Source organism: uncultured Polaribacter sp., from assembly GCF_947501385.1.
Lineage (GTDB): Bacteria > Bacteroidota > Bacteroidia > Flavobacteriales > Flavobacteriaceae > Polaribacter.
This window is the reverse complement of the sequence record NZ_CANMVP010000024.1, coordinates 17,893-44,461: the sequence shown is the minus strand read 5'-3', so window position 1 is coordinate 44,461 and position 26,569 is coordinate 17,893. Positions and strand designations below refer to the sequence as shown.

Genomic DNA, 26,569 nt, shown 5'->3' with positions numbered 1-26,569 from the left:
AAATTCAGGTAGGAGGAAAAATTAAAATCAAATTATTTTATTGTTTTTAAAAGGTATAAGAAAGGTCAATACCTACTGTGGTCGGTGTATTTGGAAATCTTAAATTGCTAAAACCAAATTCTGCCGTTGGAAAAAACTCTGTATTGAATTTGGTGTCAAAAATATTATTGGACCATACCGTTACCCCGAATTTATTTAGCTTTAAATTGACTCTTGCATTTACTAAAGTATATGGATCTTGTTGGTATTCTTCCAACGGATCCCAATATTGTGTCCCTCTGCTATCTACATTAACATGGAAACCCAATGTTGATTTTTCTGCCAATTCAAAATTAGCATTGGCACCAATTTGAAACGTGCTTTCTATAGTAAAAGGAGACGTATTTCCGCTCACGTCTACTTCTTCATGTGTTTCGTAATCGAAGGCTGCCGCATTGGTTAATCTGTTGTATTTTCCTTTTTTTATCTCACCATCATTGAATCCTAAACTTGCAAAGAAATCAAGATTATTGGTGGCTCTGAATTTTAGTTCCGTTTCAAATCCTGAAATTCTAGATTCCTCAAAATTGTAAATTCCTAATACGGCTGGCGTTACCGGAATAAAGGTGTATTGTTGCTGATTTTCAAAATCAATAATGTAAAAAGCATTATTGAAAATAATTCTATTGTTTAAGAAACTTGTCTTTAAGCCAATTTCATAGTTATTTGTGAATTCTGGCTCATAAGTCTTACCAAATTTTACAGTTTCGTCAGAATTAAAACCTCCACTTCTATACCCACGTCCATAGTTAGCATACCCTAAAACTGTTTTAGAAAATTCATACGCCAATGAGAATTTTGGTTGCCATACGGTTATGTCGTTTTCTATTGAAGTATTAGAAATACGAGACTCATTGGTGAGTTTATCATAATCGACACGAACCCCAGCAGATACCGTAAACTTATCTGCTAATTTATAATCCACAAAACCAAAACCGGCTAAGGTCTGTATGGTATTATCATCATCATTCCCTACCAACGGATCAGTGCTGTAATTTGCATTTTCCGCAGATGCATCTACAAAGCCGCCTTCATAATACGTTCTATTGAGAAAAGTAGAGGTATTCAAGTAGCGGTTGCTATTTTGATATAATGTTCCTACCGTGTAATTTAATTTAGTGTCTTCACTAGAATTTGAAGTCAATCTAAACTCTTGACTAAAGGTGTCTGAATCTGATTGTTGCGATACTTTACTAAACGCATATTGTGAATAATCATTTTCACCTATATAATAACGTCTTGTGGCATTAAAGGAGGTAACAGATTGAAATTTTGCTTTTTCCAATGCTCCTTCTAGCTTAAAGCTACTCAACGAATTTGATAATTCCGAATCTCCTAATATATCGCCAAAGGGCTCGCTGGAATAATCATCGTCCGCAAGCACAGGAATTGAAGGGTCAAAAATATCCGTTTTGGTTACGTAATAATTACCACCTGCTTCCACTTTAAAATTATCTTGTACAAAAGTGGCAGACCAACGTGGGTTAAATCTATATTTTAATTTAGCTCTAATATTATACTCATTTGAAAAATCTACTTTCTGATTTAAAAAGGTGTTGTTAATTAAACCATCAAACTTGTTATATCTAGCATTAACACTATAGTATAATTTACTTTTAACAAAAGCTCCAGAAGAAGATATTCCAGCTCCAAATAATCCGCCATTACCAGCATTAAGCATTACTTTCGTTTTGTTTTTATTAGTTGGGTCTTTGGTAACAATATTTATAGCACCTGCAATAGCATTTTTACCGTACAGTGTTCCTTGTGGTCCTTTTACAAATTCTAATAATTCAATATCGTACAAAGACATGTTCATGGCACTGGCATCTGGCAAGGTCATCCCATCGATAACAACGGCCACAGGTGATTCTGCATTTCTAATTTGAGAAATACCACGCACCGTTAAAAAATTTATGCCAGGCTGTTGTGCTTCGGTAAAGGTAACATTTGATATTTGTGAGGTAAAGGATTGAATATTGTCTATACCACTTGCCTCAATTGTAGCTGCATTTACTGCAACTGTAGTTTCTGGTAAACTTTGAATGGCTTGTGCTCTAACACGCGCCTTACTCGATACAGACGAAAAACCTTTAATGGTTACAACATCTAATTGATTTGCTTCGGGCTTTAAAACGATCGTTAAATTATCACTCGTTATTTTAACTGTTTTAGTTTGATAACCTAAATAAGAAACGATAATCTCTGTAGCATCGTTAGCTACCTTAATAATAAAATCACCATTAAAATCAGAAGTAACACCATTAGCCGCATTGCCTTTTTCTACAATACTTGCTCCAGGTAAAGAGTTTCCTGTTTCATCGAAAATTTTACCGCCAATATCTTTTGAATTTTGTCCAAATGCAAGTAAAGTTGTCATGCAAAATAAGGTTAAAATTAGATTTTTCATGTGTATGTATTTTAAATTAGTTAGGCAATTTTACAAATACATACTCATTAATTCCACTATTCCTGTTATTTTAATGTTATTTGTTTATAATAGGAATTTAACTGGAATAAATGTATTTTTGGGAACATACAGATAATTTATAATTATGAATAGTAGAGGAATTCAGGTATCTAATGGTTTAATCCTTGGGCTTCACAAGGAGCTTTTGACTATTTTCTCTAACCATTATTCCATAGAAATAAAAACGCTGACTATATTCCAGTTATATGGATTTGGAGATTATAATGACGAGCATCCAAGTTTAAAAGGATTTATAACGGAGATAACAGGTCAGTGGATAAATGGAAAGTATTTATACAATAAAATAAGAGAAGTAGATAGAGGCAATAGTAAATACACCAAATTAAGGAGAGATTATTTATCGCTTTTACTACTTGCCGCAGGATATAACTCGTATAGTGAATATTTAAATAATTCTACTTTTATTAGCGCAGAAGTAAAAGAAGATGAGAAAGGAAGTAATTTTGAAAATACATCCAGTGATATAGATGTATTGTATTACGTAGGATATTATGTAGAGGATAGACAATATTATATAAAATCGAAGTTTACTATTTATAAAATGAAAACAGCTTCATGGGAAATTTTATATTGGGAAAGAAATTTAGAACCCACATTTTATACGTATTTCGGAAAATGTGTACCCACAGGCGAAAGTGCTTTATCATTTTATTTCAGTAAGGAAAATTCAAGTTTAAATAAAGAATGTTTTGTAAATCTATTTTATGGTAATAATATGCAGTCAAAACCAGTTCTATTGGGGGCTTATTGTGGTTTTAACAGAAGTAATAGCCCAGTAATTGGTAAACTGATTTTTGAGCAAGTACAAGACAAAGAAGAGCAGGATTTAAAGGTGAAATCGAAAGATATAAATCCAATATTTCATCATTACTTATATTCTCAGCGTATGGAGGTAGAAAATATTTTACCGCATAAAGATTCAGATTTATCTGTTTCTGTTAATCGTTTAGAAATTGTTAACTTTTTAGTGGGAGAATATTTTGGCTTTTATCTTAGTGAAAACAACTATCTGATTCCTATATACTTTAAAATACATAACAATCTTGGCGAATTAGAATTAAAAATCAACAACAACAGTTTTAAAGGAATAGGAAGACTTAATAAAACAGAAAACTATTTAATATCTGAGTTTTCAGAAAAAAACAGCTCTTTTTCACAATTTTCCATTAGAGTTAAACCGCTAGAAAAAGATTTATTTATAAGTTATATTCTTGTCTACTCTGGAGCGGATGTTTTAAATGGAAGAGTTTTATTATGGAAAAATAATGAGACGCTTAAATCTATATTAAAGAAAAACACAGGGTTTTATTTAAATTTTAATGATGTTGATTCATTTGTAGAAGAAAAAATAAAACTGCATCTTTAGTCTTGTATTAAATTATCATTTTTTTAGATAACTCCCCAAATAATTTTCGCATTTTCAAGTGTTTGTAACAGACTAACTGTTTTGCAATGTCATCTAAATATGCTCTTAAAGGAAAAATCATGAATAAAATCAGACTGATTTTTTAATCTAAAAAATTTCTCATTGGCGCTGCCTCCTTTAGATTTTTTTGTAAAATACTACCTTAAAAAGAAAAAAAGACAAAGAATTTATTTAAAACTTTTAAAATAGATGATTTTGTTAAGAGTTAATAATAAACCTATCTGAGTCAATTAATTTTTTCAAATTTCTATAATTTTGTACCGAATTTTAAAACAGATATCATGAAAACCATAAAAAAATTTACAACAGTATTGGCAATTGCAAGTTTACTATTTGTTTCTTGTGACAAGGCTAAAGAGAAAAAAACGGATATGAATTCTTCAGATACGAATACGACTGAAATGAGCATTGAAGCGAAAAAAATGAAAGTTAAAATAGCCGATGGTCAATATGGAAGTTATAATGTAGATGTCTACGGAGATTTATCTTTTGATGATTGGGATGGATTTAACATCGCTAATAAAGAATTAAGAGACATTGAAAATTTAGAATTAAATACAACTACACAACGTATCGAAAATTTAAACGGTACCATTGCTAACTTAGGAAATTCTATTCCTGTATGGTTAAGAAATGAAGAGGTAATGGAAGATGTTGATGATGTTCAAGAAGAATATAGAAAATTATTGAAAGAGAAAGATGAGCCAATGAAAAACGTAAAGCAAAACTTAGAAGAGTTAATTGAAAAGTTTGATGATTTACGTGAAGAGTTGAATGAAACAATTGCAAAGTATAAAAAATCATAATTTATATACAATAGACTTCAAAAAGGATAGCTTAAATGTTATCCTTTTTTTTGCTTACAAACTAAAAGTTGCACGTTGCAATCGATCGTTGATAGATTTTCCTAAACCGCTATCAGGAAAACGTTCAGCAATAATTACATCTAAATTTAAAGTGTCTAAAACGTGCAAAGAAGTATATAGTTTCGATGCCGCTTCTTGCATTGAATTGTTTTCAGATAGAATAATTTCTGTTAGATTTTTATTATTCAAAGAGGTCTTAAAAACTAAAACACCAATTTTTTTCTTTGGATGATTTTTCACCTCTAAACTAACATCATCCACCAAAAAGGTTTTTGTTGCAGGCGCATAGTGTCTTGCAAGCATTCCAGGAGCATCGGGGCTATTTTCTTTCTTGTTTTTGATGGAAATTTTTCCAACAACCGCCTCGATATCTTCCAAAGCCAAAGCACCCAATCTGTAAATAACGGGTTCCTCATTTTCAAAACCAATAATGGTAGATTCAATGCCATTTTTACAAGCGCCACCATCTAAAACCATTTGAATGTCATTCTTAAAATAATTTGCTACATGTACTGGTTTTGTAGGGCTGATGCTTCCAAAAGGATTTGCACTTGGTGCTGCCAAAGGAAAAGGCAATTGTTTTAACAATGCTAAAGTTACAGGGTGATTTGGTACACGAACAGCCACCGTATCTTTTCCCGCAGTAATTAAATCAGGAATCTTTGCATTCTTTTTCAATACCAATGTCATAGCACCTGGCCAAAAAGTAGTTGCTAACAATTTCGCTTTTTTAGGAATGTGAGCTACGATAGTAGCTAATACATCTATAGAAGAAATATGTACGATTAACGGATTAAAAAACGGACGTTTCTTTGTAGAGAAAATACTTTTTATTGCTTTTTCGCTATAAATATTTCCTGCCAAACCATAAACCGTTTCAGTAGGAATGGCTACCAATTGCTCGTCAGTTAATAATTGTATTGCTTTTTGTATGTCTTTAGAAATGATGCTCATAAGTTCGATTGCAAAACTACATATAAAATTGATTTCTAATAACTTTAAACTATTCTAATTGAGCTAAATAATGATGCACTTGACTTACTGCCATAGAACCTTCACCAACGGCAGAAGCAACACGTTTTACAGAATTTTTTCTTACATCGCCCACAGCAAAAATACCAGGAATACTCGCTTCTAAAGATTGCGGATCTCTTTGTTTGTAAATTTTACAATCTGTTAAATTTTCTTTCATTAATAATTCTCCTGTACAAACAAAACCTTTTTCATCAGTAACTACCATATCGTCCATCCATGTTGTATTGGGTTGTGCGCCAATAAAAGAGAAAAGATTAGAGGTTTCCATTTCTATGGTTTTATTATTGGTTTGCAAACAGATTTTTTCTAAATGATGATCGCCAAATAATTCACAAACTTCGGTATTTTTATGAACTTTTATTTTAGCAGACGCTTCAATTCGTTTTACTAAATAACTACTCATTTTTGCGCCTAAATCATTACCACGAATTACCATATGAACTTTTTTAGCTGAAATTGATAAAAACATGGCTGCTTGTCCAGCAGAATTTCCTCCACCAATAATAACCACTTCTTGGTCTTTACAATTAGAAACGTCCATTCCTGTAGCAGAATAATAAATACCACAACCTTCAAATTTTTCTACATTGTCTAAAGGCAATTTTCTGTAGGCCGCTCCGGTTGCAATAATGATAGATTTCGATTTGATTATTTTATCATTTGTGGCACAAACCGTAAAATATTCTGGAGAATAACTCAAATTTTTTGCACAGTGCGGAATGGAAATATTACAGCCAAATTTTTGTGCTTGTACATACGCTCTGTTGGCTAAATCTGTTCCAGAAATTCCTGTTGGAAAACCTAAATAGTTTTCTATTTTAGAGCTCTTTCCAGCCTGTCCACCAGGTGCTTCACTGTCAATAGTAACAACGCTTAAACCTTCTGAAGCTGCATACACACTTGCCGCTAAACCAGAAGGTCCTGCACCAATAATTAGAACATCAAAAATTTTGTCTTCAAAATCCATTAAAACACCACTGTATCTTGCCAGTTGCTCTAAAGACGGATTTTTACAAACTTTAGAATCGCTATTAATTAAAAGTGGTAAATCTGTTTTATGTAAACCAAAATGATCTAATAAATCGACTGCTTCTTCTTGTGCATCTACATCAATAAAAGTATACCAAATATGATTTTTCTCTAAAAAATCTCTAATTTTATAGGTTTGATTGGAGTTTCCAGAACCCACCAATTTGATACCACCAGAAATTTCATTTAAAACGGTTTCTTGTCGCAACAAAAATGCATTTAACAGCACATCACTAATGTCACTATTTTGCGTAATCGCTTCTTTGAGTTTGTCTGGTTTTATTCTCAACAATTTGCTGTTTGGTTGTGCCATCGCATTAAATTGTGCAGATCTGTTAGAAAGCATGCCGCTATCGCCTGTGAATTCATACTTTTTATGAGTTACTATAGAGGTGTTGTTGTATGGATCTTCAATGATTATTTCTCCCTCCAAAATAACAAAGAAGTCATAGATATTATCGCCCAAAGCAAATACTTTTGTTTGGGTTTTATAGTTTTCTTGAGTACCAAATTTTTTTAATTTTTTAATTTGGTTGTAGTTTAATTCTGGAAATCTTGGGTCTTTCATAACTTCAAAGATAAAATTGGTAAGGATTCATTTTTAGCAAGCATAAATTTAAGCAGATTTTTTTTATTAAAAAATAATGGCTGATTGATGATTCAATTTATCTATTGAAAATGGAACGATTCAAATAGATGTAAACAAAACTAAAAAAGCGGAATAGTTTTTGGTGCAGGAAAGAGAATTAAAAACAACCTTTCTGAATGAAGAAATTTCTATTCTTTTCCATACTATTTTTAGCATTAGCAACCAATTCTCAAGAAAAAACAGTGAAACCTTTTTTTTCAATAGATGGAAATTTTACTTTGGGAATTAATGAAGATTATGAAGCAAATTCAGAGGATGGTGGCACTTTTATTGAACCATCGGCATTATTTTTTAGAATTGGTTTTGGTTACGAGTTTAAAAAAAGACTTGCAGTTAGTTTGAATGGAGGTTATGATTTGCACTGGAATTATGCAGTAAGCGCTTTTCCAGCATATGGAGCTTTAAAATACAACATCACCGAAAAAGATGATAGTACACACTTTGTAGAAGTGAGGTATGGTAAAATGTGGACGCCTTCTTTGAGCTATCCTGATGGAAATTATTACGGAATAGGAGTGGGATTTCAAATTGCAGGAGAGGAAAGATGGAATACTGTTTTTAGAATAGATTTTCATAGAAAAGGCATCGCTGGTTTTAAGAATGATCGATTGGATAGCGTTTCCTTTGGAATTGGTTTTTCATTTTTTTAATAGGTTCTCAATACAAATTTAGAGGCCAGTAGTTAGTTACTTATTAAAAACAATAAGTAACTAACTATGTCTGGTTGTCCCGAAATTTCGGAAGCAGTCGAAACCTATATAAAGCAGACCAATAGTTCTCGATAGCTTTGCTAGCTACTTTCAATGAAAATACATTTTCATTTTAGTAATGTTACCATTGACGTGTTTGTTTAATTATATGATTTTAAGTAAATTAACAGTTCTCGATTTGCTTCGCAAGCTACCTTCAATCAAAATACATTTTGATTTTGGCAATGCTCGAACAGACATGCTTACAATCATTTATTTAACGTCATTCTAATCGTTTGATAAAAATTTTTCTCGGGTCTCGAACGGACAATAACGAATAATTCAAACATCTAATAAACAGTGTTTTAAAACTTTAATTTAGTATGTATTTAACTACTGACCTCTATAAAAATTATTTATTTCTCATAAATTCACTGAATTGAAATTACGCACTGTCACATCGAGTGATTTTGTTTTTCTACAAAATCGTATCGAGATGTTTTGATTTAAAAAATAATTTCAAATTTCATCCATCAATAAAAACAATATTTTTTTATCTTTTTCTGTGAATTCATGTGAAACTTCTTCGGCATTAAAACGAAGCTTAAAAGAATAGATCGCGTTTTTGAGACTTTTGGTATTGTACCCCATATATTTTAATGCAAAATCTACATTGAAGTCCAATGGAAGTACTACTGTTTTTAGTTTTTCTTCATCGTACCAAATTCCGAGACCGCTTTCTGCCAATGCTTTCCAAGGAAATAATGCGCTAGGATCTACTTTTCTTCCAGGTGCAATGTCTGAATGACCCACGATATTTTGAGCTGGTATTTTATACTTTTCTGTTAGTTTTTGAAGCAAGAAGATTAGGCTGTTAATTTGAGCATAGGAAAAAGGTTCTTTGCCATTATTGTCTAATTCAATTCCTATAGAAGTGCTATTTATATCGGTGTTTTTTCCCCAACTTCCATTACCTGCATGCCAACCTCTTAACAAATCGTTTAGCATTTGTGTCACCGTTCCGTCATCACAAATCACATAATGCGAACTTACTTGTGTGCGTTTTAAAGCAAAGGTTCTATACGTCTGTTGACAACTGTCTTGGGCTGTATGATGAATTACAATTAGGTTTGGTTTTCTTAAATTGAAGTTTTGAGATTTTACAAGATTGGTTAATCTGTTGTTTACAGTGTCTTGCTTAATTCGACTAAGAGATGCTCCTAGAGTTTTAGCTTTTTTGTTATACGCTTTTGTTGATATTTGATATATATTTTTAGAACAAGAACCTAATACAAGAAGAATAATTAGTAGTTTTAAATGTTTCATCATTACGTTTTTAATGCATTATCAGTTAAATTTTGCCAATTCTAACTTCAATTTATAAAAAAAACAACTATCTAAAAACTTTTTCTCTTTTATTTTTATGAAATCTACTTATGATTCAATAAAACTAGCTGTTGGAGAAAACAACAAATCTGTAGGGTTATCAATGTCGTATAAATATTGGTAGCCTTTTGATTCTTTTTGACAAAAAGGCTCTAAAAGTTTTGTCATATTCGTAAAACCTTCTAAAGTTAACACGCAGAAAAAGGTTTGGTTGTCTTTGGTTAGAATTCCTTCATCAGAAGTAAACAACCCAAAATTAAATTGTAATTGCTGGTGTCTATAAAATCTATTTGAGATAAGTCTAATTTTTGTTTTTTAGCAATAATTGTATCGTGTAGTACATCTCTAAATTGAATTGCTTTTGCTTTATCAAAATTGAATAACCTTACAATATTTTCTTTAAGACCATTGTAATTTTCGATGTAATCTAATTTCATATGTTTCTATTAATGCGCCTCTAGCCAGTTCATTCCAGTATCCATTTCTACATCTAAAGGAACAGCCATTTTAAAAGCATTTTCCATTTCGTGCTTAATGATAGGTTTTATAATTTCCAGTTCGTCTTTATGCGCGTCAAAGACCAATTCATCGTGCACTTGTAATAACATCTTCGATTTAAAATTTTCTTTCTCAAATCTATTGTGAATATGAATCATGGCTAACTTGATAATGTCTGCAGCAGAACCTTGTATGGGTGCATTTACTGCATTTCTTTCTGCGCCACTTCTTACCATTGCATTTCTAGAATTGATGTCTTTTAAATACCTACGTCTGTTTAAAACAGTTGCTACATACCCATGTTCTCTAGCAAAATCTACTTGTGAAGACATATATGCTTTTAATTTTGGATAGGTTTCATAATAGGTATCAATGAGTTCTTTGGCTTCGCTTCTGCTTAAATCAGTTTGATTGCTCAATCCGAATGCAGAAACCCCGTAAATGATTCCGAAATTAACTGTTTTTGCATTGCTACGTTGTTCGCGTGTAACTTTATCTAAAGGAACATTAAACACTTTAGAAGCGGTGGAAGCATGAATATCTTCTCCATTTTTAAACGCATTGATCATGGTTTCTTCTGCACTTAAAGCTGCAATAATTCGCAATTCAATTTGAGAATAATCTGCTGCTAACAACACATAATTTTCATCTTTCGGAATAAACGCTTTTCGAACCTCACGTCCACGTTCTGTTCTAATCGGGATGTTTTGTAAATTCGGATTGTTCGAACTCAATCTTCCGGTAGCTGCAACAGCCTGCATATATTGTGTATGAATTCTCCCTGTTTTTGGGTTGATTTCATTCGGCAATGCATCTACATAGGTACTTTGTAATTTTTTATATTGACGATATTCTTGAATGTCTCTAATAATTTGATGGTCTTTTGCCAAATAGGAAAGAATATCTTCTCCGGTTGCATATTGCCCTGTTTTCGTTTTTTTAGGTTTCTCTACCAATTGCATATTTTCAAACAACACAATTCCTAATTGTTTTGGGGAAGCAATATTAAATTCTTCACCGGCTTGCTCGTAAATATTTTTTTCTAATCTGCTGATATCATCCGTTAACGCAACAGAAAGTTCCTTTAAGAAATCTGAATTTATATTGATCCCTTCAATTTCCATCGCTGTTAAAACAGATACCAAAGGCAACTCAATCTCATTAAAAAGTTTGGTTACATTTCCAGCTTCTAATTCGCCCGTAAAAAGTTGTTTTAGTTGAAATGTAATGTCTGCATCTTCCACAGCATATTCTGTTTGATCTGCAATAGGAACAACGCGCATAGAAAGCTGGTTTTTTCCTTTTTTACCAATCAATTCTGTAATAGAAACGGGTTGATAATTTAAATAGGTTTCTGCCAAAATATCCATATTATGGCGCATGTCTGGATTGATCAGGTAATGCGCAATCATCGTGTCAAAAAATTTCCCTTTTACAGGCATTTGATAATTTGACAATACTTTGATATCATATTTTAAGTTATGACCAATCTTTTCAATTTCACTTTCAAAAAAGGGTCTGAATTCTTCTAAAATTTTTGTTGTCTCTTCTTGGTCTTCTGGAAACGACACATAATATCCTTTTCCAACTTCATACGAAAAAGCAATTCCGATCAATTCAACTTCCAACGCTTTTAAACCAGTTGTTTCTGTGTCAAAACAAACCGAAGTTTGTTGCATTAGCTTTCTCATCAATAGTTTTCTAGAGAAAGGCGAATCGATATGTTGATAAAAATGATTTGTATTTTCAATCGTTTTAAATCCTGATGCAACTTCAGCTTCAGTAACGCTTCCTGTTCCTGGTGCTGCGAACAAATCGAATTGACCTTCTACATTTGAAGGTGCTTTTTTTGATTTTATTTTTTGTTCAGATTCTTTGCTTTGCAAGGGACTTAAGTCCCTTGTTTCAGAAAATGTCTTTAAGAAATTTGTTAATAAATTTCTAAATTCCAATTCGTTAAAAAGGGTGGTAACTTTTTCGATATCTGGTTGGTCTAATGTAAAATCTTTCGCGTTAAAAGTCACAGGAACATCTAGCATAATTGTTGCCAACTTCTTAGAAAGTAAGCCCAGTTCTTTGGCAGCTTCTACTTTTTCTTTCATTTTTCCTTTTAGCTCATGGGTATTTGCCAACAAATTTTCCATAGAACCATAGGCTGCTAAAAACTTTTTGGCAGTTTTTTCTCCAACGCCAGGTAAGCCTGGAATGTTATCAGAAGCATCTCCCATCATCCCTAAAAAATCGATGACTTGCAACGGATCTGTCACTTCAAACTTTGCGAGTACTTCAGGAACTCCCCAAATATCATAACCCCCACCAAAACGTGGTTTGTACATAAAAATGTTTTCAGAAACTAACTGTGCAAAATCTTTATCTGGTGTTACCATAAAAGTTTTATATCCTTCCTTTTCTGCTTGTTTGGAAAGTGTTCCAATAACATCATCTGCTTCAAAACCTTCCTTCACCATAATAGGAATGTGCATGGCTTTTAAGATATCTTGAATGTATGGAATGGCTAATTTAATGGCTTCTGGTGTAGCGTCTCTGTTGGCTTTATACGCTTCAAACATTTCTACTCTGTCTGCACTGCCTCCTTTATCAAAACAAACGGCTAAGTGATCTGGTCTTTCACGTTTTATTACATCTAACAATGAATTCATAAACCCCATAATTGCAGAGGTGTCTAAACCTTTAGAATTGATTCTTGGGTTTTTTATAAAAGCGTAATATCCACGGAAAATTAATGCATAAGCATCAACTAAAAAAAGTCTTTTTTGGTCTGACATGTTAAAAATATTGAAGTTATAAAATTACAAAAACTTATGCGTTTTTAAGTTTATATTTAGAAATTTTAAAATACCTCTTACTCTCACTCCGAGACCCGAGAAAAAAATTTTTATCAAGCGATTGGAATGACGTAATGTCTCCTCGAGCGCAGTCGAGAGGTTAAAGAAGGTCTCGACTGCGCTCGACCAGACATATATTAATAATTTGTAAAACAGTAACTTACAAGCTACGTCAATGGTAGTGATTTCGCTTTTTAGCGGAATCGTATCGAGAAGTCTTTTTTATTGCCATATAATTTAATTAAGCCGTATTTTTACTCAAAATTTAGATAATGAATAACTTTTCAATCGCCATTCATGGTGGCGCAGGAACTTTAGTAAAAGGAATGATGACTGCGGAATTAGAAGCCGCATATACATTGGGGTTAAAATTGGCATTAGAAGCTGGGTATTCCGTTTTAGAAAATGGCGGAACTTCCATTAATGCTGTTGAAAAAGCGGTGACTATTTTAGAAGATTCACATTTATTCAATGCAGGAAAAGGAGCTGTCTTTACAGCAGATGAAACCCACGAGATGGACGCTGCTATTATGGATGGAAAAACGCTGAATGCTGGTGCTGTTTCTTTAATCACTGGTATTAAGAATCCTATTTCGTTAGCAAAAGATGTGATGGAAAAAAGCGAACACGTTTTTTTAGCGGGAGAAGGCGCCATGCAATTTGCAAAAATGAACGATTATACAATTGAAGATACCTCTTACTTTTATGACGAATTGCGTCATAAGCAATGGTTAGAAATAAAAGATACAGACAGTTTTCAGCTAGATCACTCCACAAAAAAAGACAGTAAATTTGGAACAGTAGGCGCGGTTGCTTGTGATACAAAAGGAAATATTGCCGCGGCAACTTCAACAGGCGGTATGACTAATAAAAAATTTGGTAGAGTAGGAGATTCACCAATGATTGGCGCAGGAAATTATGCCAATAATAAAACCTGTGCAATTTCTTGTACTGGAAGTGGCGAGTTTTTTATTCGTGGCGTTGTTGCCTATGATGTAGCGTGTTTAATGGAACATAAAGATTTGTCTTTAGAAGTAGCAGCTAACGAAGTAATTCATAAAAGAATTTTAGAAATTGGTGGCGATGGTGGCTTAATTGCGGTTGATAAAAATGGAAATATTGCAATGCCTTTTAATACAGAAGGAATGTATCGTGCTTTTAAAACTTCAAATGGAAAAGAGGAAATTTCTATTTACAAGTAAGGTTCTTTAAAAAAAGTGACACAGATTTCACAGATTTTCACGGATTGAAAAAATCATAACTTAATTAAAATTATCAATAAAAATAATAGTTGTAGGTTCTTTCCCTTTGGGAAAGATGTATGAAAGACAGAATGGGATTTTAAATAAACTCTTTATCTAAAGGTAAAACTTTTACTTTTTTCTTTTTAATATTAAACTGATCACCGTTAGAAAGTACATGTGTTTTTAGATTTGTAAGCGACATTGGTGTCCCTTTTTCTAAGATTCTTTGGTTGTTGTGTGTGAGTTTTCGTCCGTCAAAAACAAGCACCATTCCAGAGCCAATTACATGTAAATTTCCTTTTTTTATGATGATTCCAGTGTCTTCCGCCAATCCAATTCCAATTAACTCTGGAAACATAGCTACAGCTTCTGCGATTCTTCCAAATCTTCCACGTTTGATAAAATGGGTATCAAAAATTAATTGCGGAATCAAGCCCAGTCCTTTAAACATTTTTACAGCTCCTTTTTTAAAGGATTCTGTTGCGCTGCCGCCAGCAATCATTTCATTAGACATTACCATTGCACCAGCACTTGTGCCTGCAATTACAAAGCCTTTTTCATTTCTATAACGATCTATTAGAATTTCATGAATGGTAGAACCTCCAATTTTTTTAGTAATTTTAGATTGATTTCCTCCAGAAAACATCACACAATTTGCTTTTTTAATCAAGTCTATTGCGTGTGCTTCTTCAGCATCTTCTTGCTTTCTAATGTCTAAAACAGTCACATTTTTACAGCCTAATTTTGTAAAAGCCTCCATATAATTATCACCAATTTCAACAGGAATACTCGACGCGGTAGGAATTACAACAATGTTTGCATCAATTCCTCCAGCTTCTTCCACCACACGAAATAAAATACCTTCATCAATAAAGTCTAGTGTATAAAGCTTATCAGCTTGCATTCCCTTGTCCTCATTGCCACCAATAGGAATTAAAGTACCTTTTATTGTATCCATATTTTTAATTTCATGTTCATATTCAAAAACCTAATTGCAAAAGTAAAATTAAAATAGTTGAGACACGGCTAATTTTTATAGGAATATAATCGACAAATATAATTTTAAATTCACGAATAGTATCTTGAATTTTATCTATATTTAGAGTCTTATATTCAAATTCATTAAATAAAAATCAATAATACATGAAAATTGTTAGTATAAATGCAATGAGAGGTCCAAATTATTGGTCAATAAGACGTCATAAATTAATTGTTATGGTGTTAGACTTGGAAAAAATGGAAGAATTTCCAACCAATAAAGTTCCTGGTTTTTCAGAGCGCTTAAAAACAATGTTTCCAAGCATGTTTTCGCACAGATGTTCTGAAGCTTGTGAAGGCGGTTTTTTTATGCGAGTAGACGAAGGCACATGGATGGGACATGTTATTGAACATATTGCTTTAGAAATTCAAACCATTGCAGGTATGGATACGGGTTTTGGGAGAACGAGAGATTATGGTGAAGAAGGCGTCTATAATGTAGTTTTTTCATATATCGAAGAAAATGTAGGGAGATATGCAGCAAAAGCTGCTGTAGAAATTTGTGAAGCGCTCATTGCTGCGGAAGATTATGATCTGAATTACGACATTCAAAGAATGCGTGAATTACGAGAAGAATCGAGATTAGGACCAAGTACAGCTTCTATTATAGCAGAAGCAGAAGCCAGAGGAATTCCTTGGATTCGTTTGAACAAATATTCACTTTGTCAATTAGGATATGGTGCTAATCAGAAAAGAATTCAAGCCACTGTAACGAGTGAGACAAGTAGTATTGGGGTAGAGTTAGCTTGCGATAAAGAAGATACTAAATATTTGTTAGAGCAAGCAGAAATAGAAGTGCCAAGAGGAGATATTATTCGTAGAGAAAGTAGTTTAGAAGATGCCTGTAGCTATGTGGGTTATCCTTTGGTGATAAAACCTGTGGACGGAAATCACGGACGCGGAATTACTGTAGATATTCAAAATTATGAAGATGCTTTAATTGCTTTCAATCAAGCGAAAGAAAGTTCTAAAAACGGAATTATCATTGTTGAGAAACATATTGTCGGAGAAGATTATAGATTGCTAGTAATTAACAATATTTTGGTTGCTGCAGCAAAAAGAACGCCAGCGCATGTTATTGGTGATGGGGAAGCTTCGGTAGAGAGGTTGATTAAAGAAGTTAACAAAGATCCAAGAAGAGGCTATGGTCATGAAAAAGTATTAACGCAAATCGTGATCAATGATTTGACAAAAACCATCATTCAAGATGCGGGTTATACCTTAAATTCCGTCTTAACAAAAGGAGAAAAATTAATTTTAAAAGACACCGCAAATTTAAGTACAGGAGGCACTGCAGAGGATGTTACAGATATTGTGCATCCAGCAAATGTTTCTATGGTAGAAAGAATTTCAAAAATCATCGATTTAGATATTTGTGGTATAGACATTATGACTTCAGATATTTCAAAACCGCTGTCAGAAACCGGAGGTGCAGTTTTAGAAGTAAACGCAGGTCCAGGTTTTAGAATGCATTTAGCACCAACCTCTGGCTTGCCAAGAAATGTTGCTGCGCCCGTAATTGATAAATTATTTCCAAATAATGGCGATACAGGTAGAATTCCGATTATTGCTGTTTCGGGTACCAACGGAAAAACTACCACCACAAGATTGGTTGCGCACATCGCTAAAATGAAGGGATATCGTGTTGGCTATACTACTAGTGATGGTGTGTATGTTCAGAATCGTTTATTAATGACGGGTGATTGTACTGGGCCACAAAGTGCCGAATTTGTATTGAAAGATCCTACCGTAAATTTTGCCGTGTTAGAATGTGCAAGAGGAGGTTTGTTAAGAGCAGGTTTAGGATTTAAAAAGTGTGATATTGCCATTGTAACCAATGTTGCGTCAGACCATTTGGGTTTAAAAGGGATCAATACTATAGAACAGTTAGCACGTGTAAAGGCGGTAGTTCCAGAAACTGTCCTGCCAGAAGGGTATGCAATTTTGAATGCTGATGATGATTTGGTCTATGATATGAGACGCGATTTAAAATGTAATGTTGCTTTATTTTCTTTGGATGAAAATAATCCTCGTATAAAAGCCATGCAACGTTTAAACGGAATTACAGCAATTTACGAAAACGGATATGTAACAATTTGTAGAGGTGAGTGGAAAATGAGATTGATGAAAGCTGAGCATATTCCATTAACCTATGGTGGAAAGGCAACGTTTATGATTCAGAATGTATTGGGAGCAGTTTTGGCAGCACATGTACAAGGAATTAGTATCGAAGATATGAAAGCGGCTTTAGAAACTTTTATTCCGTCTCCTTCTCAAACTCCAGGAAGATTGAATTTATTTCAGTTTAAAAACTTCCAAATATTGTTAGATTATGCGCATAATCCATCAGGAATGAAAGCTTTAAAACAATTTACAGACAATATAGAAGCTTCGGTAAAAGTTGGGATTATTGCAGGAATTGGAGATCGAAGAGTAGAAGATAATAATGAAATGGGTGGTATTGCGGCAGACATGTTCGATGAAATTATTATTCGTCAAGACAAAAATTTACGTGGTAAAACCGAAGAAGAGTTGATTAAAATGCTAAAAGATGGCATTATTAGGAAAAACCCAAATAAGAATATTAAGATCATTCCATCAGAAAGAGAAGCTATTTTGTATGCGATTGAAAATGCCGAAAAAGGCGCTTTAATTGTCTTATGTAGTGATGTAATTCCAGATGCACTCAACCTTGTAAAAGAACTCAAGGAAAAAGAAGCAATTGAAGTTTAAGAATTTTCAAAAGAAAATAACCATAATGCGTAGTGAAAAAACTCCCATTTTGGGAGTTTTTTGTTAAAGTCTTCTAAAAATGAAATCCATACACTTTTAAAAGAGGTAAATTCGCAAAAAAAATATTTTATGCCTCGTTGGTTCATTCCTCTTATCGTTTTCTTAGTTTTAATAGTTGTTGTAGAAATATATACTTTTCAGGCCTTTAGAACCATTTCTAAAAGCAAACTAATGCGTTTTTCTTTTCTAGCAGCTAGTGTTGCTGCTTACGTGTACTTTTTTCTTACCGTTTTAACGTATGATAAAAGTAATGGGCAAACACCCCAATTTCAAATGGCAATGGGTTTAATGTTAACCGTTTCTATTCCGAAGTTGGTGATCATTTTAGTATTGTTTGGAGAAGATATGTATCGATGGGTGTTAAAACTAATTTCTGCAATTTCCTCAGGAGAAACAAAACCTTTGGTAGGAAGAAGAAAATTTATTTCTCAACTTGCATTAGGTTTGGCTGCCATACCATTTGCCTCTTTTATCTACGGAATTATTTACGGAAAGTACAATTACAAAGTTTTAAAATACCAGTTAACTTTTAAAGATTTACCCGAAGCTTTTGATGGTTTTACCATCACACAAATATCAGATATTCATTCAGGTAGTTTTACCAATAAAGAGAAGATTAAATATGGTGTCGATTTAATCAATCAACAAAAATCTGATATTATGTTATTTACTGGAGATATTGTAAACAACAAAGCAGATGAAATGGATAATTGGATTGATGTTTTCGATAAACTAGAAGCCAAAGAAGGAAAATATGCCATTCTTGGAAATCATGATTATGGTGATTATATGGATTGGAAAACACCTGAAGACAAGGTCAAAAATTTTCAACAAGTAAAAGATGTTCATAAAAAAATTGGCTTCGATTTGTTATTGGATGAACACCGTTATTTAGAAAAAGACGGACAAAAAATTGCACTTCTTGGCGTAGAAAATTGGGGGAAAGGATTTAACCAAGCAGGAGATTTGCAGCGCGCTTCGGCAGGTGTAAATCAAAAAGATTTTAAAATTTTAATGTCTCATGACCCAAGTCATTGGGAATATCAAGTAAAACAAGACAACTTTAATTATCACCTAACTTTAAGCGGACATACACATGGTTTGCAAATGGGTATCGAAATTCCAGGGTGGTTAAAATGGAGTCCTTCTAAATATGTGTATAAACAATGGGCAGGTTTGTACGAAGAAGCAGGTAGATATATTAATGTAAACAGAGGCTTTGGTTACCATGCATTTCCTGGTAGAGTTGGTATTTGGCCAGAAATTACAGTGATAGAATTGAAAAAAGGCTGATAATCAGACAATTCAAATAGATTTCTTATATTTGTTAAGTAACGATTGAATAATTTTTACGTTTTTCCTCTAAAACTTTATGTTATGACAAAATTTGGCGAATTAATTAGTGTTGAAAAACCCGTTCTTATAGACTTCTATACAGACTGGGAAGATGCTGAGAATACTGTAGAAACGCTTAGAAGTGTTGCAGCTGCTTTGGGTGATAGCGCTAAAGTTATTAAAATAGACATCAATAAAAACGAAATTCTTGCAGATGCTTTGCGGGTAAAAGGAAACCCAACTTTTATGATCTATAAAAATGGAGAAATGAAGTGGCGCCAAACAGGTTTTCAAGACGCAAATACTTTAATTGGTTTGGTGCAACAATATGTTTAATTTTTTTAGAAACTAGTTCCTTGTAATTTATCTTGGGCATTATTGAAATCAAAATGCTTTTTGGTTGAAATATGAAACAAAGGTTACGAAAGGCTCAAAAAAAGTTCACTGACTGCGGCAGGTAGGTTTCTAAAAGACAGCACTCATTAAAAAAATTATGTTATTCCTGTGAAAACAGGAATCCATAAAAAGAAAATTTTAAACAGTAATTTCACTGTTTACTTGCCTTTAAAATATTCAGCTTTTAAAATATTGTTACTTTCAGTAGAAGAAATTTTAGATTCCTGCCCGCGCAGAAATTACAAACTGCACGAAAATTTTTAATGAATTGCCTTAAATTGAAATCCTTTTTTAGCGTATTCTTCTAACACTTTCGGCAACACAAATCGCAGCTTTTCAGAAGCTTTTACACTGTCATGAAACACGATGATGCTTCCGTTTTTAGTGTTTTTTAAAACATTTTGCAAGCATTTTTCTTTAGAAATACTGGTATCAAAGTCTGCGGATAAAACATCCCACATAATAATTTTATAGCCCTTATTTAACAAAGCTGTTGCTTGCGATTTTTTTATTTTTCCATAAGGAGGTCTAAAAATTTGCTGTTGTATTGTTTTATTGTTGAATCGTGTAATTGTTTTATCACACTTTAAAAAATCATTCATATACCTAGAAGTGTCACTTTTCCAACCGTTTAAGTGATTTTGAGTATGATTGCCAACAGCATGTTCATCCACCAGAATTCTATTAAAAATTGCTGGATTATTTTCTATATTTTTTCCAATACAAAAAAAGGTAGCTTTTGCCTTGTATTTTTGCAATTCGTTTAAAACAAAAGAGGTTATTTCTGGTGTTGGACCATCATCAAAAGTGAGGTAAATTTCTTTTTTATCCATAGAAAAACGCCAAATATATTTTGAGAAAAATCTCATCATAATATCGGGCGTTCCGGGGGAATAGACTTTCATAAAAACTTATTCTTCATCTGGTATTAAATGGTCGAAAAGCTTAATTGTATCCATAAATTCATTCTGAATTTTAGAAACATAATCTTTATTATTACTGCCTCGTTCAACTTGATCTATAAGATTTTTAAACATGTACAAAGAAGTATCAATTTCATCAAAAACAACATCGCTGTTATTTTTATCAAAAGTACTCAACCAAATTAATTTCTCTTTGATTAATCGAACTAGGGTATTTGCTGTTTCTTCTGCTTTTTTATGTTTCCCTAAACTATAATACATTTCAGGATATCCTAAAGACAGGCTGTAATGATCAAATTTCTCTATAGGCATTTTGTCTAAAGATAAATCTAATACTTCTACTGCTTTAATGGTATCTCCTTCTTTGGCAAATGCTTCAGACAAGCGCATTAAACTGTTTCGTAAAGAAATTGCATTTCTTTTGGTTTGTTCATCTAAATAGATGTTGCCGCTATTGATGTTTTTCCATTCTAATTTCTGAATGTTTGTATACATTTTTTCAGCATCTATTCTACCAATATCAAAAAGACTAACCTCACGCTTTTTACCACTTTGGTCTATGTATTTTGAGGGGGTAAGTATGGGCACTAATTTAAAAGCCAAACCATCTAATTGTAAATAGTCTTTTAACCAAATATATTCTTCATCTGCATTTGCACCGCCTGTAAAATAAATAGGTCTTTCCCAATCGTTATTTGCTAAAATATCTAACATCAGAATTCGGTTTTTTGTAATGCCTCTGTCGTCAATTGTAATATCTATATACGGCACAATTTTATCGGCATCTTTTTGTGCAACAATACCGTTTTTTAAAACATTTTCTCTGTTTACAGGAATTCGAATTCTATTGGTTGGGTAAAATTTTTCTTTGATATTATTTTCCTCATCAATATAATATGTAGCCTCATTGTCTGAAGAAATCCAACGCATAAAATCTTTAATTTCTATGATAGAATCTTTAAATCTTGGGTGTTCTATATGATAGGCAATATCTAAACTGCCGTATTTATATTGGTCGTGTGTTAATTGAGAAGGAATTGGAGGTGCATTATAAGTGGCACGCTTCATTTGGTCTATATACCAATCTGTAGCAAATAAACTGGTGTTGACCAATTTTAAATCGGTTCTAATACCTTCTACTTCTTGCATGTACCAAAGTGGGAACGTGTCATTATCTCCAATAGTGAACATAATGGCATTCTGATCCGCACTTTCTAAATATGCCTGTGCATTTAAACGTGTGGTAAATCTGTTAGACCTGTCATGATCGTCCCAGTTTTGAGAAGCCATTAACGTAGGAACCGCTAATAATGAAATGACAGAAACTACAATTGCGACTGTTTTCTTATTAGCGTAATTCTTTAAGAATTCATAGAGTGCTAGCACTCCAAAGCCAATCCAAATGGCAAAAATGTAAAAACTACCCACAATGGCATAATCTCGTTCTCTTGGCTCAAAAGGTTTTGGGTTTGTATAGAATATAATAGCAAAACCTGTAAATGCGAAGAATAAAAAGAGAGTAAAGAAATTCTCTTTGTCCCACTTTATTTGAAAAACTAATCCAATAATCCCCAAAATTAAAGGTAAAAAGTAATATTTATTTCGCCCTTTATTTTCTAAAACTTGTGTTGGTAATTGTTTTTGAGATCCTAATCTTACTTCGTCTATAAAGTCAATTCCGCTAATCCAGTTTCCGTTAAAAATATCTAACCTTCCTTGAATATCATTTTGTCTTCCTGCAAAATTCCACATAAAATAACGTCCGTACATATATCCAAACTGAAAACTAAACATAAACTTTAAATTCTCTGCAAAAGAAGGTCGTCGTTTACTCCCTGATGGAATTCCGGCAATTGCTTTGTACATTTTTTCTGAAGCAGGATCTACCATTCTTGGAATAAATCCTTTGTGTTTATCCGTATAAACAGGAATCGCGTTTTTATATTTATTTACGATGATGTATTTTCCGTTTTTCTTTTCGTATTTAGGTTTTTCGTCTTTAAAAACACCTATACTATTTCCGTATTCATCTTTTTCAGTTTTTTGTGTTCTTTCAAAAGAATTAGAATAATAAGTGTCGTAAAAAACATTGGCATCTCCATACTGTTCACGTTCATAATACGCTAACAATTCACGCGCACTAGAAGGATTGTTTTCGTTAATTGTAGTATTTGCATTGGCTCTAATTGGCAACATCATCCAAGAAGAAAAACCAATCATGATAAATAATACAGATAGAATTAAGGTGTTGGTATGTATTTTGTTTTGTTTTCGCGTGTATTTTAATCCGAAGAAAAACAGTGCTATTAAAATAATTCCGGCAATAATACTTCCAGAATTAAATGGCAAACCAACGGTATTTATAAAAAATAATTCTGAAGCACTAAAGAATTTTAAAGTAAAAGGGAATAAAAACTTAAATACAAAAGCTAAAACAAGTACAGACAAAACTGTTGCGATTGCTGTAGTTTTTAGATTAATTTCTTTATACGTTTTAAAGAAATAGAGCATTACAATGGCGGGTATTACTAGTAATGAAAGTATGTGAACGCCAAAAGACAAGCCCACTACAAAACTGATAAGAATTAACCATTTGTTTCCTCTTGGGGTTGTAATTTCACTTTCCCATTTTAACCCTAACCAAAATAAAATGGCCATTAAAAATGAAGACATGGCGTACACTTCGCCTTCTACAGCGCTAAACCAGAAACTATCTGAAAAGGCGTATGCTAAAGAGCCTACAATACTGCTTCCTAAAATTGCGATATAACTTCCTGCTGTAATTTTAGCTGATTTTAAGGCTAATTTTTCACCCAAATTGGTAATTGTCCAAAACATAAACAAAATGGTAAATGCACTTGCCAAAGCAGACATAAAGTTCACCATTTTTGCAATTTCAGAAACATCTGAAGTAAACATCGCAAAAAATGCGCCTAACATTTGAAAGAGTGGTGCTCCTGGAGGATGCCCAACTTCTAGTTTTACTGCTGTAGAAATGTATTCGCCAACATCCCAAGCACTAACTGTTGGCTCAATTGTTAAAGAATAGGTTATTAAAGCAATTGCAAATGTGATCCATCCTAAAATGATGTTCCATTTCTTAAAGTTTGCTAATGTCATAAAATTACATAATAATATCTGAGCGAATTTAACAATAATTATGAATAAATAGCTTGTTAAGTCTTTTATTGCGTAAGGAAATGTTCATAAAAATTTGTTAAAGTAAAATTTTATTTAAAAATGTTTGTGGAATTGAAAGATTGCATTAAATTTGCATCCGCTAAGAAGCATTGGCCTATGGTGTAATTGGTAACACACCGGTTTTTGGTACCGACATTCAAGGTTCGAGTCCTTGTAGGCCAACAAAAAACTCCTAACAAAATTTAATTTGCTAGGAGTTTTTACTTTTTTAGTTATTTGTGTTGACTTTTTCTCAATTAGAAATTGTAAATGATAACATATACATTCACTTTAGTTCATTTCTCCAGACTGATTCATCATCATTTCATGATCATATTTACAACAAGCAGGTAAGTTTTTATAGGCTTCCTCATTTCCTGCAACTTTTTCGGTATCATAGCCAGATGCCGCAATTGCTGTATGAATTTCCATGGCATTTGTTTTATGAGCATCATAAGAAATAGCGATGTTCTTTTGATCAACATCCCAAGTTGCATTGGTGACTCCTTCAACAGTATTTGCAGCTTTTTCGATGGTATTTTTACACATTCCACAGTTACCTCTTACACCAAAAGAAGTATCTGTTATCTCCATTTTTTTAGATACTTCAGTTGTAGATTCTTTTTCTTTTTTTGTTTCGTTTTTACAGCTTGTAAAAGTTGCCGCTACGATGACAGCGATACTTAAAATTATTTTCTTCATTTTTTATGATTTAGTTAAAGGTTAAAAATTTTGTAATTCCGTTTTAATTTCTATAAGTGTTAAGAGCATGTTGTTATTTCTGACATGCAATTCTCTAAAAAAAATTATTTTCTTGTTCAAACTATGGAGTTCAAATCCAAAATGGTTTACCAATTTAGTGATTATTTTATGACTTGTTTTACTTCTCCACAGGTAAGCATAGCTTCACCATAATAGGGGTTGATTACCTTTTCTTCTTTACTCAACCAATACGCGCCTTTGTTATTATCTGCCATTGGACAAAATTCTACAAAAACTGTTTCATTGATTCCGAATACTTGAAGTGTTTCAATAAAATTGGAGGAAAGATTTTTAAAATGATCTCTTTGTGTAGCTATAGCTGAAGTATTTGAAATGGCTGTTGCTGCTGTTTTTATTCCTTTTTCGAATGGCATCCAATGGTTGTGTGCTTTATCATCAGATAACAACTTCATATCAACTTTAGATAAAGTATTCAAGAGTTTTTTTGCTGCTGTTATTCCTTTTACGGAGTCATCTTTTACCAGAGCATCTTTTAATTGGATATACTCATTAAAAACTAATTTCAATTGATTTTGAAAATCGCTCGATACTTCAATTCTTTTATTGGTTTTTAAGTTATTTTCATTGGCATTTGGTGATTTTGTTTCCATACCTAAATGACCTTCGTGCCCCGTCATAACTTTACCACCCTCTTTGTTCATCATCGATTTCTTACCTTGTAATTGTGCTGCGGCATCTACCGTGAAAGTTCCATTGGTTACAATTTCAGCGCCATTATTTAGACCTTCTAAAACTTCATAATAGTCGCCAATTTGATTGCCTAAGGTAATTTCGCGCATTTCAAAAGTAGGTTGTGTAGAATTTGTTTTGATGTATACAACAGAACGTTTCCCTGTCCATAAAACCGCTGATGAAGGAACGCTTAAGAATTGCTCTTTACTTGAAGAGATTCCTTTAATTTTACCTTCAACAAACATTCCTGGTTTAAAAGTATCATTTTTATTATTCAATACAACTCTTAATTTTACGGTTCTTGTGCTGCTGTCTAATATTGGGTCAATAAAATCTACCGTTCCTTCAAATTTTGTATTCGGATATGCGTTTGTTGTGACCGTTACTTCTTGTCCTTTTTTAAATAAGTTGATTTGATTTTCATACACGTCGAAATTTGCCCAAACCGTATTTAGATTTGCAATTTTAAGCAAGGGTTGCCCTTGTTTGATAGCTTGGCCTTGTGCTACTAATTTTTCTGAAACGGTACCTGAAACTGTTGCATATATAGGGAAGTTTTCTTTTACTTTTCCTGATGTTTCGATCTGATTGATTTGATTTTCAGAGAGCTTCCATAATTTTAATTTATTACGAATTGCTTTGTATAGTGCAGGTTGCGATTCTTTTAAAGAAGCTGCTGTAATTAATTCTTGTTGAGCAGCATATAACTCTGGCGAATAAACGGTTGCCAATACTTGTCCTTTTCTTACTTTTTCACCTGTAAAATTAATATAAAGACGTTCGATTCTTCCAGAAAAATAACTGACTTGAACTGTATTGGCTTCTTCATTTTCTACAATTTTACCAGATAATTTAATAGCGTTATTTGCTATTTGACCATTCCCGATAATAGATGTTTGAATGTTTGCCAATGCCATCGCATTTTTACTAAGCTTGAATTGATCTGCTAATAAGCCTTCAGCACTGCTTGCTGCTGGTATTAAGTCCATTCCACAAATAGGGCAATCACCAGGTTCTGGTTGCATAATCTGAGGATGCATAGAGCAGGTCCACATTTGATTTGTTTTAGAAATTTCAGTATGGCTATGTTCATCATCACTTGTAGAAGAACCTCCAAAAATCATCCATCCAAAGAATAGTCCGACAGCTAATAGTACTGCAAAAATAATATATTTTTTCATCTTACTTAATTTTATTTGAAACTTACAAGGCAACTTTTTTCGTCAGCGATACCTTGCAGGTTAACTTGTA

General features: G+C 32.9%; 19 protein-coding genes and 1 tRNA gene. 8 read left to right on the top strand and 12 right to left on the bottom strand.

Features of this window, described 5'->3' with window-relative positions; genetic code table 11:
* Positions 1 to 46: 46 nt before the first annotated feature.
* Positions 47 to 2,419: a TonB-dependent receptor gene (locus tag Q0998_RS15040; protein ID WP_299671226.1), complete on the bottom strand. Its 2,373-nt coding sequence runs from the start codon at positions 2,417 to 2,419 to the stop codon at positions 47 to 49.
* 175 nt (positions 2,420 to 2,594) lie between these two features.
* Here Q0998_RS15040 and Q0998_RS15035 point away from each other — a divergent pair, with 175 nt between their 5' ends.
* Together Q0998_RS15035 and Q0998_RS15030 are read left to right on the top strand one after the other, a co-directional pair.
* Positions 2,595 to 3,896 carry a hypothetical protein gene (locus Q0998_RS15035; protein WP_299671224.1) on the top strand — a complete coding sequence of 434 codons (1,302 nt, stop codon included), beginning with the start codon at positions 2,595 to 2,597 and terminating at the stop codon, positions 3,894 to 3,896.
* A 341-nt stretch (positions 3,897 to 4,237) separates the two neighbouring features.
* Positions 4,238 to 4,762, top strand: a complete 525-nt coding sequence (locus Q0998_RS15030; RefSeq protein ID WP_299671222.1) for a hypothetical protein — start codon at positions 4,238 to 4,240, stop codon at positions 4,760 to 4,762.
* Positions 4,763 to 4,816: 54 nt separating this feature from the next.
* Here Q0998_RS15030 and Q0998_RS15025 read toward each other — a convergent pair whose 3' ends face one another.
* Entirely contained in the window at positions 4,817 to 5,776 is a 960-nt protein-coding gene (locus Q0998_RS15025) for an L-threonylcarbamoyladenylate synthase (protein ID WP_299671219.1), read from the bottom strand.
* 49 nt (positions 5,777 to 5,825) lie between these two features.
* Positions 5,826 to 7,454: an FAD-dependent oxidoreductase gene (locus Q0998_RS15020; protein ID WP_299671216.1), complete on the bottom strand. Its 1,629-nt coding sequence runs from the start codon at positions 7,452 to 7,454 to the stop codon at positions 5,826 to 5,828.
* Between the two features lie 197 nt (positions 7,455 to 7,651).
* Here Q0998_RS15020 and Q0998_RS15015 point away from each other — a divergent pair, with 197 nt between their 5' ends.
* Positions 7,652 to 8,185: a hypothetical protein gene (locus Q0998_RS15015; RefSeq protein ID WP_299671214.1), complete on the top strand. Its 534-nt coding sequence runs from the start codon at positions 7,652 to 7,654 to the stop codon at positions 8,183 to 8,185.
* Between the two features lie 558 nt (positions 8,186 to 8,743).
* Here the strand turns inward: Q0998_RS15015 and Q0998_RS15010 are convergent.
* The 4 genes from Q0998_RS15010 to polA all read right to left on the bottom strand — a co-directional run bounded on the left by Q0998_RS15010 (position 8,744) and on the right by polA (position 12,894).
* Entirely contained in the window at positions 8,744 to 9,550 is an 807-nt protein-coding gene (locus Q0998_RS15010) for an N-acetylmuramoyl-L-alanine amidase (RefSeq protein WP_299671211.1), read from the bottom strand.
* 108 nt (positions 9,551 to 9,658) lie between these two features.
* On the bottom strand, positions 9,659 to 9,805 hold the full coding sequence (locus tag Q0998_RS15005) for a hypothetical protein (protein ID WP_299671209.1): 147 nt from the start codon (positions 9,803 to 9,805) through the stop codon (positions 9,659 to 9,661).
* A gap of 26 nt (positions 9,806 to 9,831) precedes the next feature.
* Entirely contained in the window at positions 9,832 to 10,047 is a 216-nt protein-coding gene (locus Q0998_RS15000; protein ID WP_299671206.1) for a hypothetical protein, read from the bottom strand.
* A 9-nt stretch (positions 10,048 to 10,056) separates the two neighbouring features.
* Positions 10,057 to 12,894: a DNA polymerase I gene (polA, locus tag Q0998_RS14995; RefSeq protein WP_299671204.1), complete on the bottom strand. Its 2,838-nt coding sequence runs from the start codon at positions 12,892 to 12,894 to the stop codon at positions 10,057 to 10,059.
* Between the two features lie 332 nt (positions 12,895 to 13,226).
* On the opposite strand from polA, the gene Q0998_RS14990 reads away from it, so the two are divergent.
* Positions 13,227 to 14,156: an isoaspartyl peptidase/L-asparaginase family protein gene (locus Q0998_RS14990; RefSeq protein ID WP_299671201.1), complete on the top strand. Its 930-nt coding sequence runs from the start codon at positions 13,227 to 13,229 to the stop codon at positions 14,154 to 14,156.
* Between the two features lie 139 nt (positions 14,157 to 14,295).
* On the opposite strand, the gene Q0998_RS14985 is transcribed toward Q0998_RS14990, so the two are convergent.
* A complete protein-coding gene (locus Q0998_RS14985) occupies positions 14,296 to 15,156 on the bottom strand; it encodes a cyanophycinase (protein ID WP_299671199.1) in 861 nt (286 codons plus the stop codon).
* A gap of 185 nt (positions 15,157 to 15,341) precedes the next feature.
* Here Q0998_RS14985 and cphA point away from each other — a divergent pair, with 185 nt between their 5' ends.
* The 3 genes from cphA to Q0998_RS14970 all read left to right on the top strand — a co-directional run bounded on the left by cphA (position 15,342) and on the right by Q0998_RS14970 (position 19,700).
* Positions 15,342 to 17,969, top strand: a complete 2,628-nt coding sequence (gene cphA, locus Q0998_RS14980) for a cyanophycin synthetase (protein WP_299671196.1) — start codon at positions 15,342 to 15,344, stop codon at positions 17,967 to 17,969.
* A 129-nt stretch (positions 17,970 to 18,098) separates the two neighbouring features.
* The gene (locus Q0998_RS14975; RefSeq protein ID WP_299671194.1) at positions 18,099 to 19,322 is read left to right on the top strand and encodes a metallophosphoesterase; all 1,224 of its coding nucleotides are present in this window, start codon (positions 18,099 to 18,101) and stop codon (positions 19,320 to 19,322) included.
* A gap of 84 nt (positions 19,323 to 19,406) precedes the next feature.
* On the top strand, positions 19,407 to 19,700 hold the full coding sequence (locus Q0998_RS14970) for a thioredoxin family protein (protein ID WP_299671191.1): 294 nt from the start codon (positions 19,407 to 19,409) through the stop codon (positions 19,698 to 19,700).
* A 320-nt stretch (positions 19,701 to 20,020) separates the two neighbouring features.
* Here the strand turns inward: Q0998_RS14970 and Q0998_RS14965 are convergent, their stop codons facing one another.
* Positions 20,021 to 20,665, bottom strand: coding sequence for a polysaccharide deacetylase family protein (locus Q0998_RS14965; RefSeq protein ID WP_299671189.1), 645 nt, complete (start codon positions 20,663 to 20,665; stop codon positions 20,021 to 20,023).
* 6 nt (positions 20,666 to 20,671) lie between these two features.
* Positions 20,672 to 23,803 carry a DUF2723 domain-containing protein gene (locus Q0998_RS14960; RefSeq protein ID WP_299671187.1) on the bottom strand — a complete coding sequence of 1,044 codons (3,132 nt, stop codon included), beginning with the start codon at positions 23,801 to 23,803 and terminating at the stop codon, positions 20,672 to 20,674.
* 171 nt (positions 23,804 to 23,974) lie between these two features.
* Between Q0998_RS14960 and Q0998_RS14955 the strand changes: the two genes are divergently transcribed.
* A tRNA-Gln gene (locus Q0998_RS14955) sits at positions 23,975 to 24,046 on the top strand.
* A gap of 108 nt (positions 24,047 to 24,154) precedes the next feature.
* On the opposite strand, the gene Q0998_RS14950 is transcribed toward Q0998_RS14955, so the two are convergent.
* Together Q0998_RS14950 and Q0998_RS14945 are read right to left on the bottom strand one after the other, a co-directional pair.
* Positions 24,155 to 24,565 carry a heavy-metal-associated domain-containing protein gene (locus Q0998_RS14950; protein WP_299671185.1) on the bottom strand — a complete coding sequence of 137 codons (411 nt, stop codon included), beginning with the start codon at positions 24,563 to 24,565 and terminating at the stop codon, positions 24,155 to 24,157.
* Positions 24,566 to 24,726: 161 nt separating this feature from the next.
* The gene (locus Q0998_RS14945; protein ID WP_299671182.1) at positions 24,727 to 26,499 is read right to left on the bottom strand and encodes an efflux RND transporter periplasmic adaptor subunit; all 1,773 of its coding nucleotides are present in this window, start codon (positions 26,497 to 26,499) and stop codon (positions 24,727 to 24,729) included.
* Between the last annotated feature and the right edge of the window lie 70 nt (positions 26,500 to 26,569).

What these genes read in the sequence shown, in the direction of transcription:
- Q0998_RS15020 (WP_299671216.1), bottom strand. Translation starts at nt 7,454, where the DNA reads ATGAAAGACCCAAGATTTCCAGAATTAAACTACAACCAAATTAAAAAA.
- Q0998_RS14960 (WP_299671187.1), bottom strand. Translation starts at nt 23,803, where the DNA reads ATGACATTAGCAAACTTTAAGAAATGGAACATCATTTTAGGATGGATC.
- Q0998_RS15015 (WP_299671214.1), top strand. Translation starts at nt 7,652, where the DNA reads ATGAAGAAATTTCTATTCTTTTCCATACTATTTTTAGCATTAGCAACC.
- Q0998_RS14965 (WP_299671189.1), bottom strand. Translation starts at nt 20,665, where the DNA reads ATGAAAGTCTATTCCCCCGGAACGCCCGATATTATGATGAGATTTTTC.
- Q0998_RS14985 (WP_299671199.1), bottom strand. Translation starts at nt 15,156, where the DNA reads ATGGATACAATAAAAGGTACTTTAATTCCTATTGGTGGCAATGAGGAC.
- Q0998_RS14950 (WP_299671185.1), bottom strand. Translation starts at nt 24,565, where the DNA reads ATGAAGAAAATAATTTTAAGTATCGCTGTCATCGTAGCGGCAACTTTT.
- Q0998_RS15025 (WP_299671219.1), bottom strand. Translation starts at nt 5,776, where the DNA reads ATGAGCATCATTTCTAAAGACATACAAAAAGCAATACAATTATTAACT.
- Q0998_RS15000 (WP_299671206.1), bottom strand. Translation starts at nt 10,047, where the DNA reads ATGAAATTAGATTACATCGAAAATTACAATGGTCTTAAAGAAAATATT.
- polA (WP_299671204.1), bottom strand. Translation starts at nt 12,894, where the DNA reads ATGTCAGACCAAAAAAGACTTTTTTTAGTTGATGCTTATGCATTAATT.
- Q0998_RS15035 (WP_299671224.1), top strand. Translation starts at nt 2,595, where the DNA reads ATGAATAGTAGAGGAATTCAGGTATCTAATGGTTTAATCCTTGGGCTT.
- Q0998_RS14945 (WP_299671182.1), bottom strand. Translation starts at nt 26,499, where the DNA reads ATGAAAAAATATATTATTTTTGCAGTACTATTAGCTGTCGGACTATTC.
- cphA (WP_299671196.1), top strand. Translation starts at nt 15,342, where the DNA reads ATGAAAATTGTTAGTATAAATGCAATGAGAGGTCCAAATTATTGGTCA.
- Q0998_RS15030 (WP_299671222.1), top strand. Translation starts at nt 4,238, where the DNA reads ATGAAAACCATAAAAAAATTTACAACAGTATTGGCAATTGCAAGTTTA.
- Q0998_RS14990 (WP_299671201.1), top strand. Translation starts at nt 13,227, where the DNA reads ATGAATAACTTTTCAATCGCCATTCATGGTGGCGCAGGAACTTTAGTA.
- Q0998_RS14975 (WP_299671194.1), top strand. Translation starts at nt 18,099, where the DNA reads ATGCCTCGTTGGTTCATTCCTCTTATCGTTTTCTTAGTTTTAATAGTT.
- Q0998_RS14970 (WP_299671191.1), top strand. Translation starts at nt 19,407, where the DNA reads ATGACAAAATTTGGCGAATTAATTAGTGTTGAAAAACCCGTTCTTATA.
- Q0998_RS15010 (WP_299671211.1), bottom strand. Translation starts at nt 9,550, where the DNA reads ATGAAACATTTAAAACTACTAATTATTCTTCTTGTATTAGGTTCTTGT.
- Q0998_RS15040 (WP_299671226.1), bottom strand. Translation starts at nt 2,419, where the DNA reads ATGACAACTTTACTTGCATTTGGACAAAATTCAAAAGATATTGGCGGT.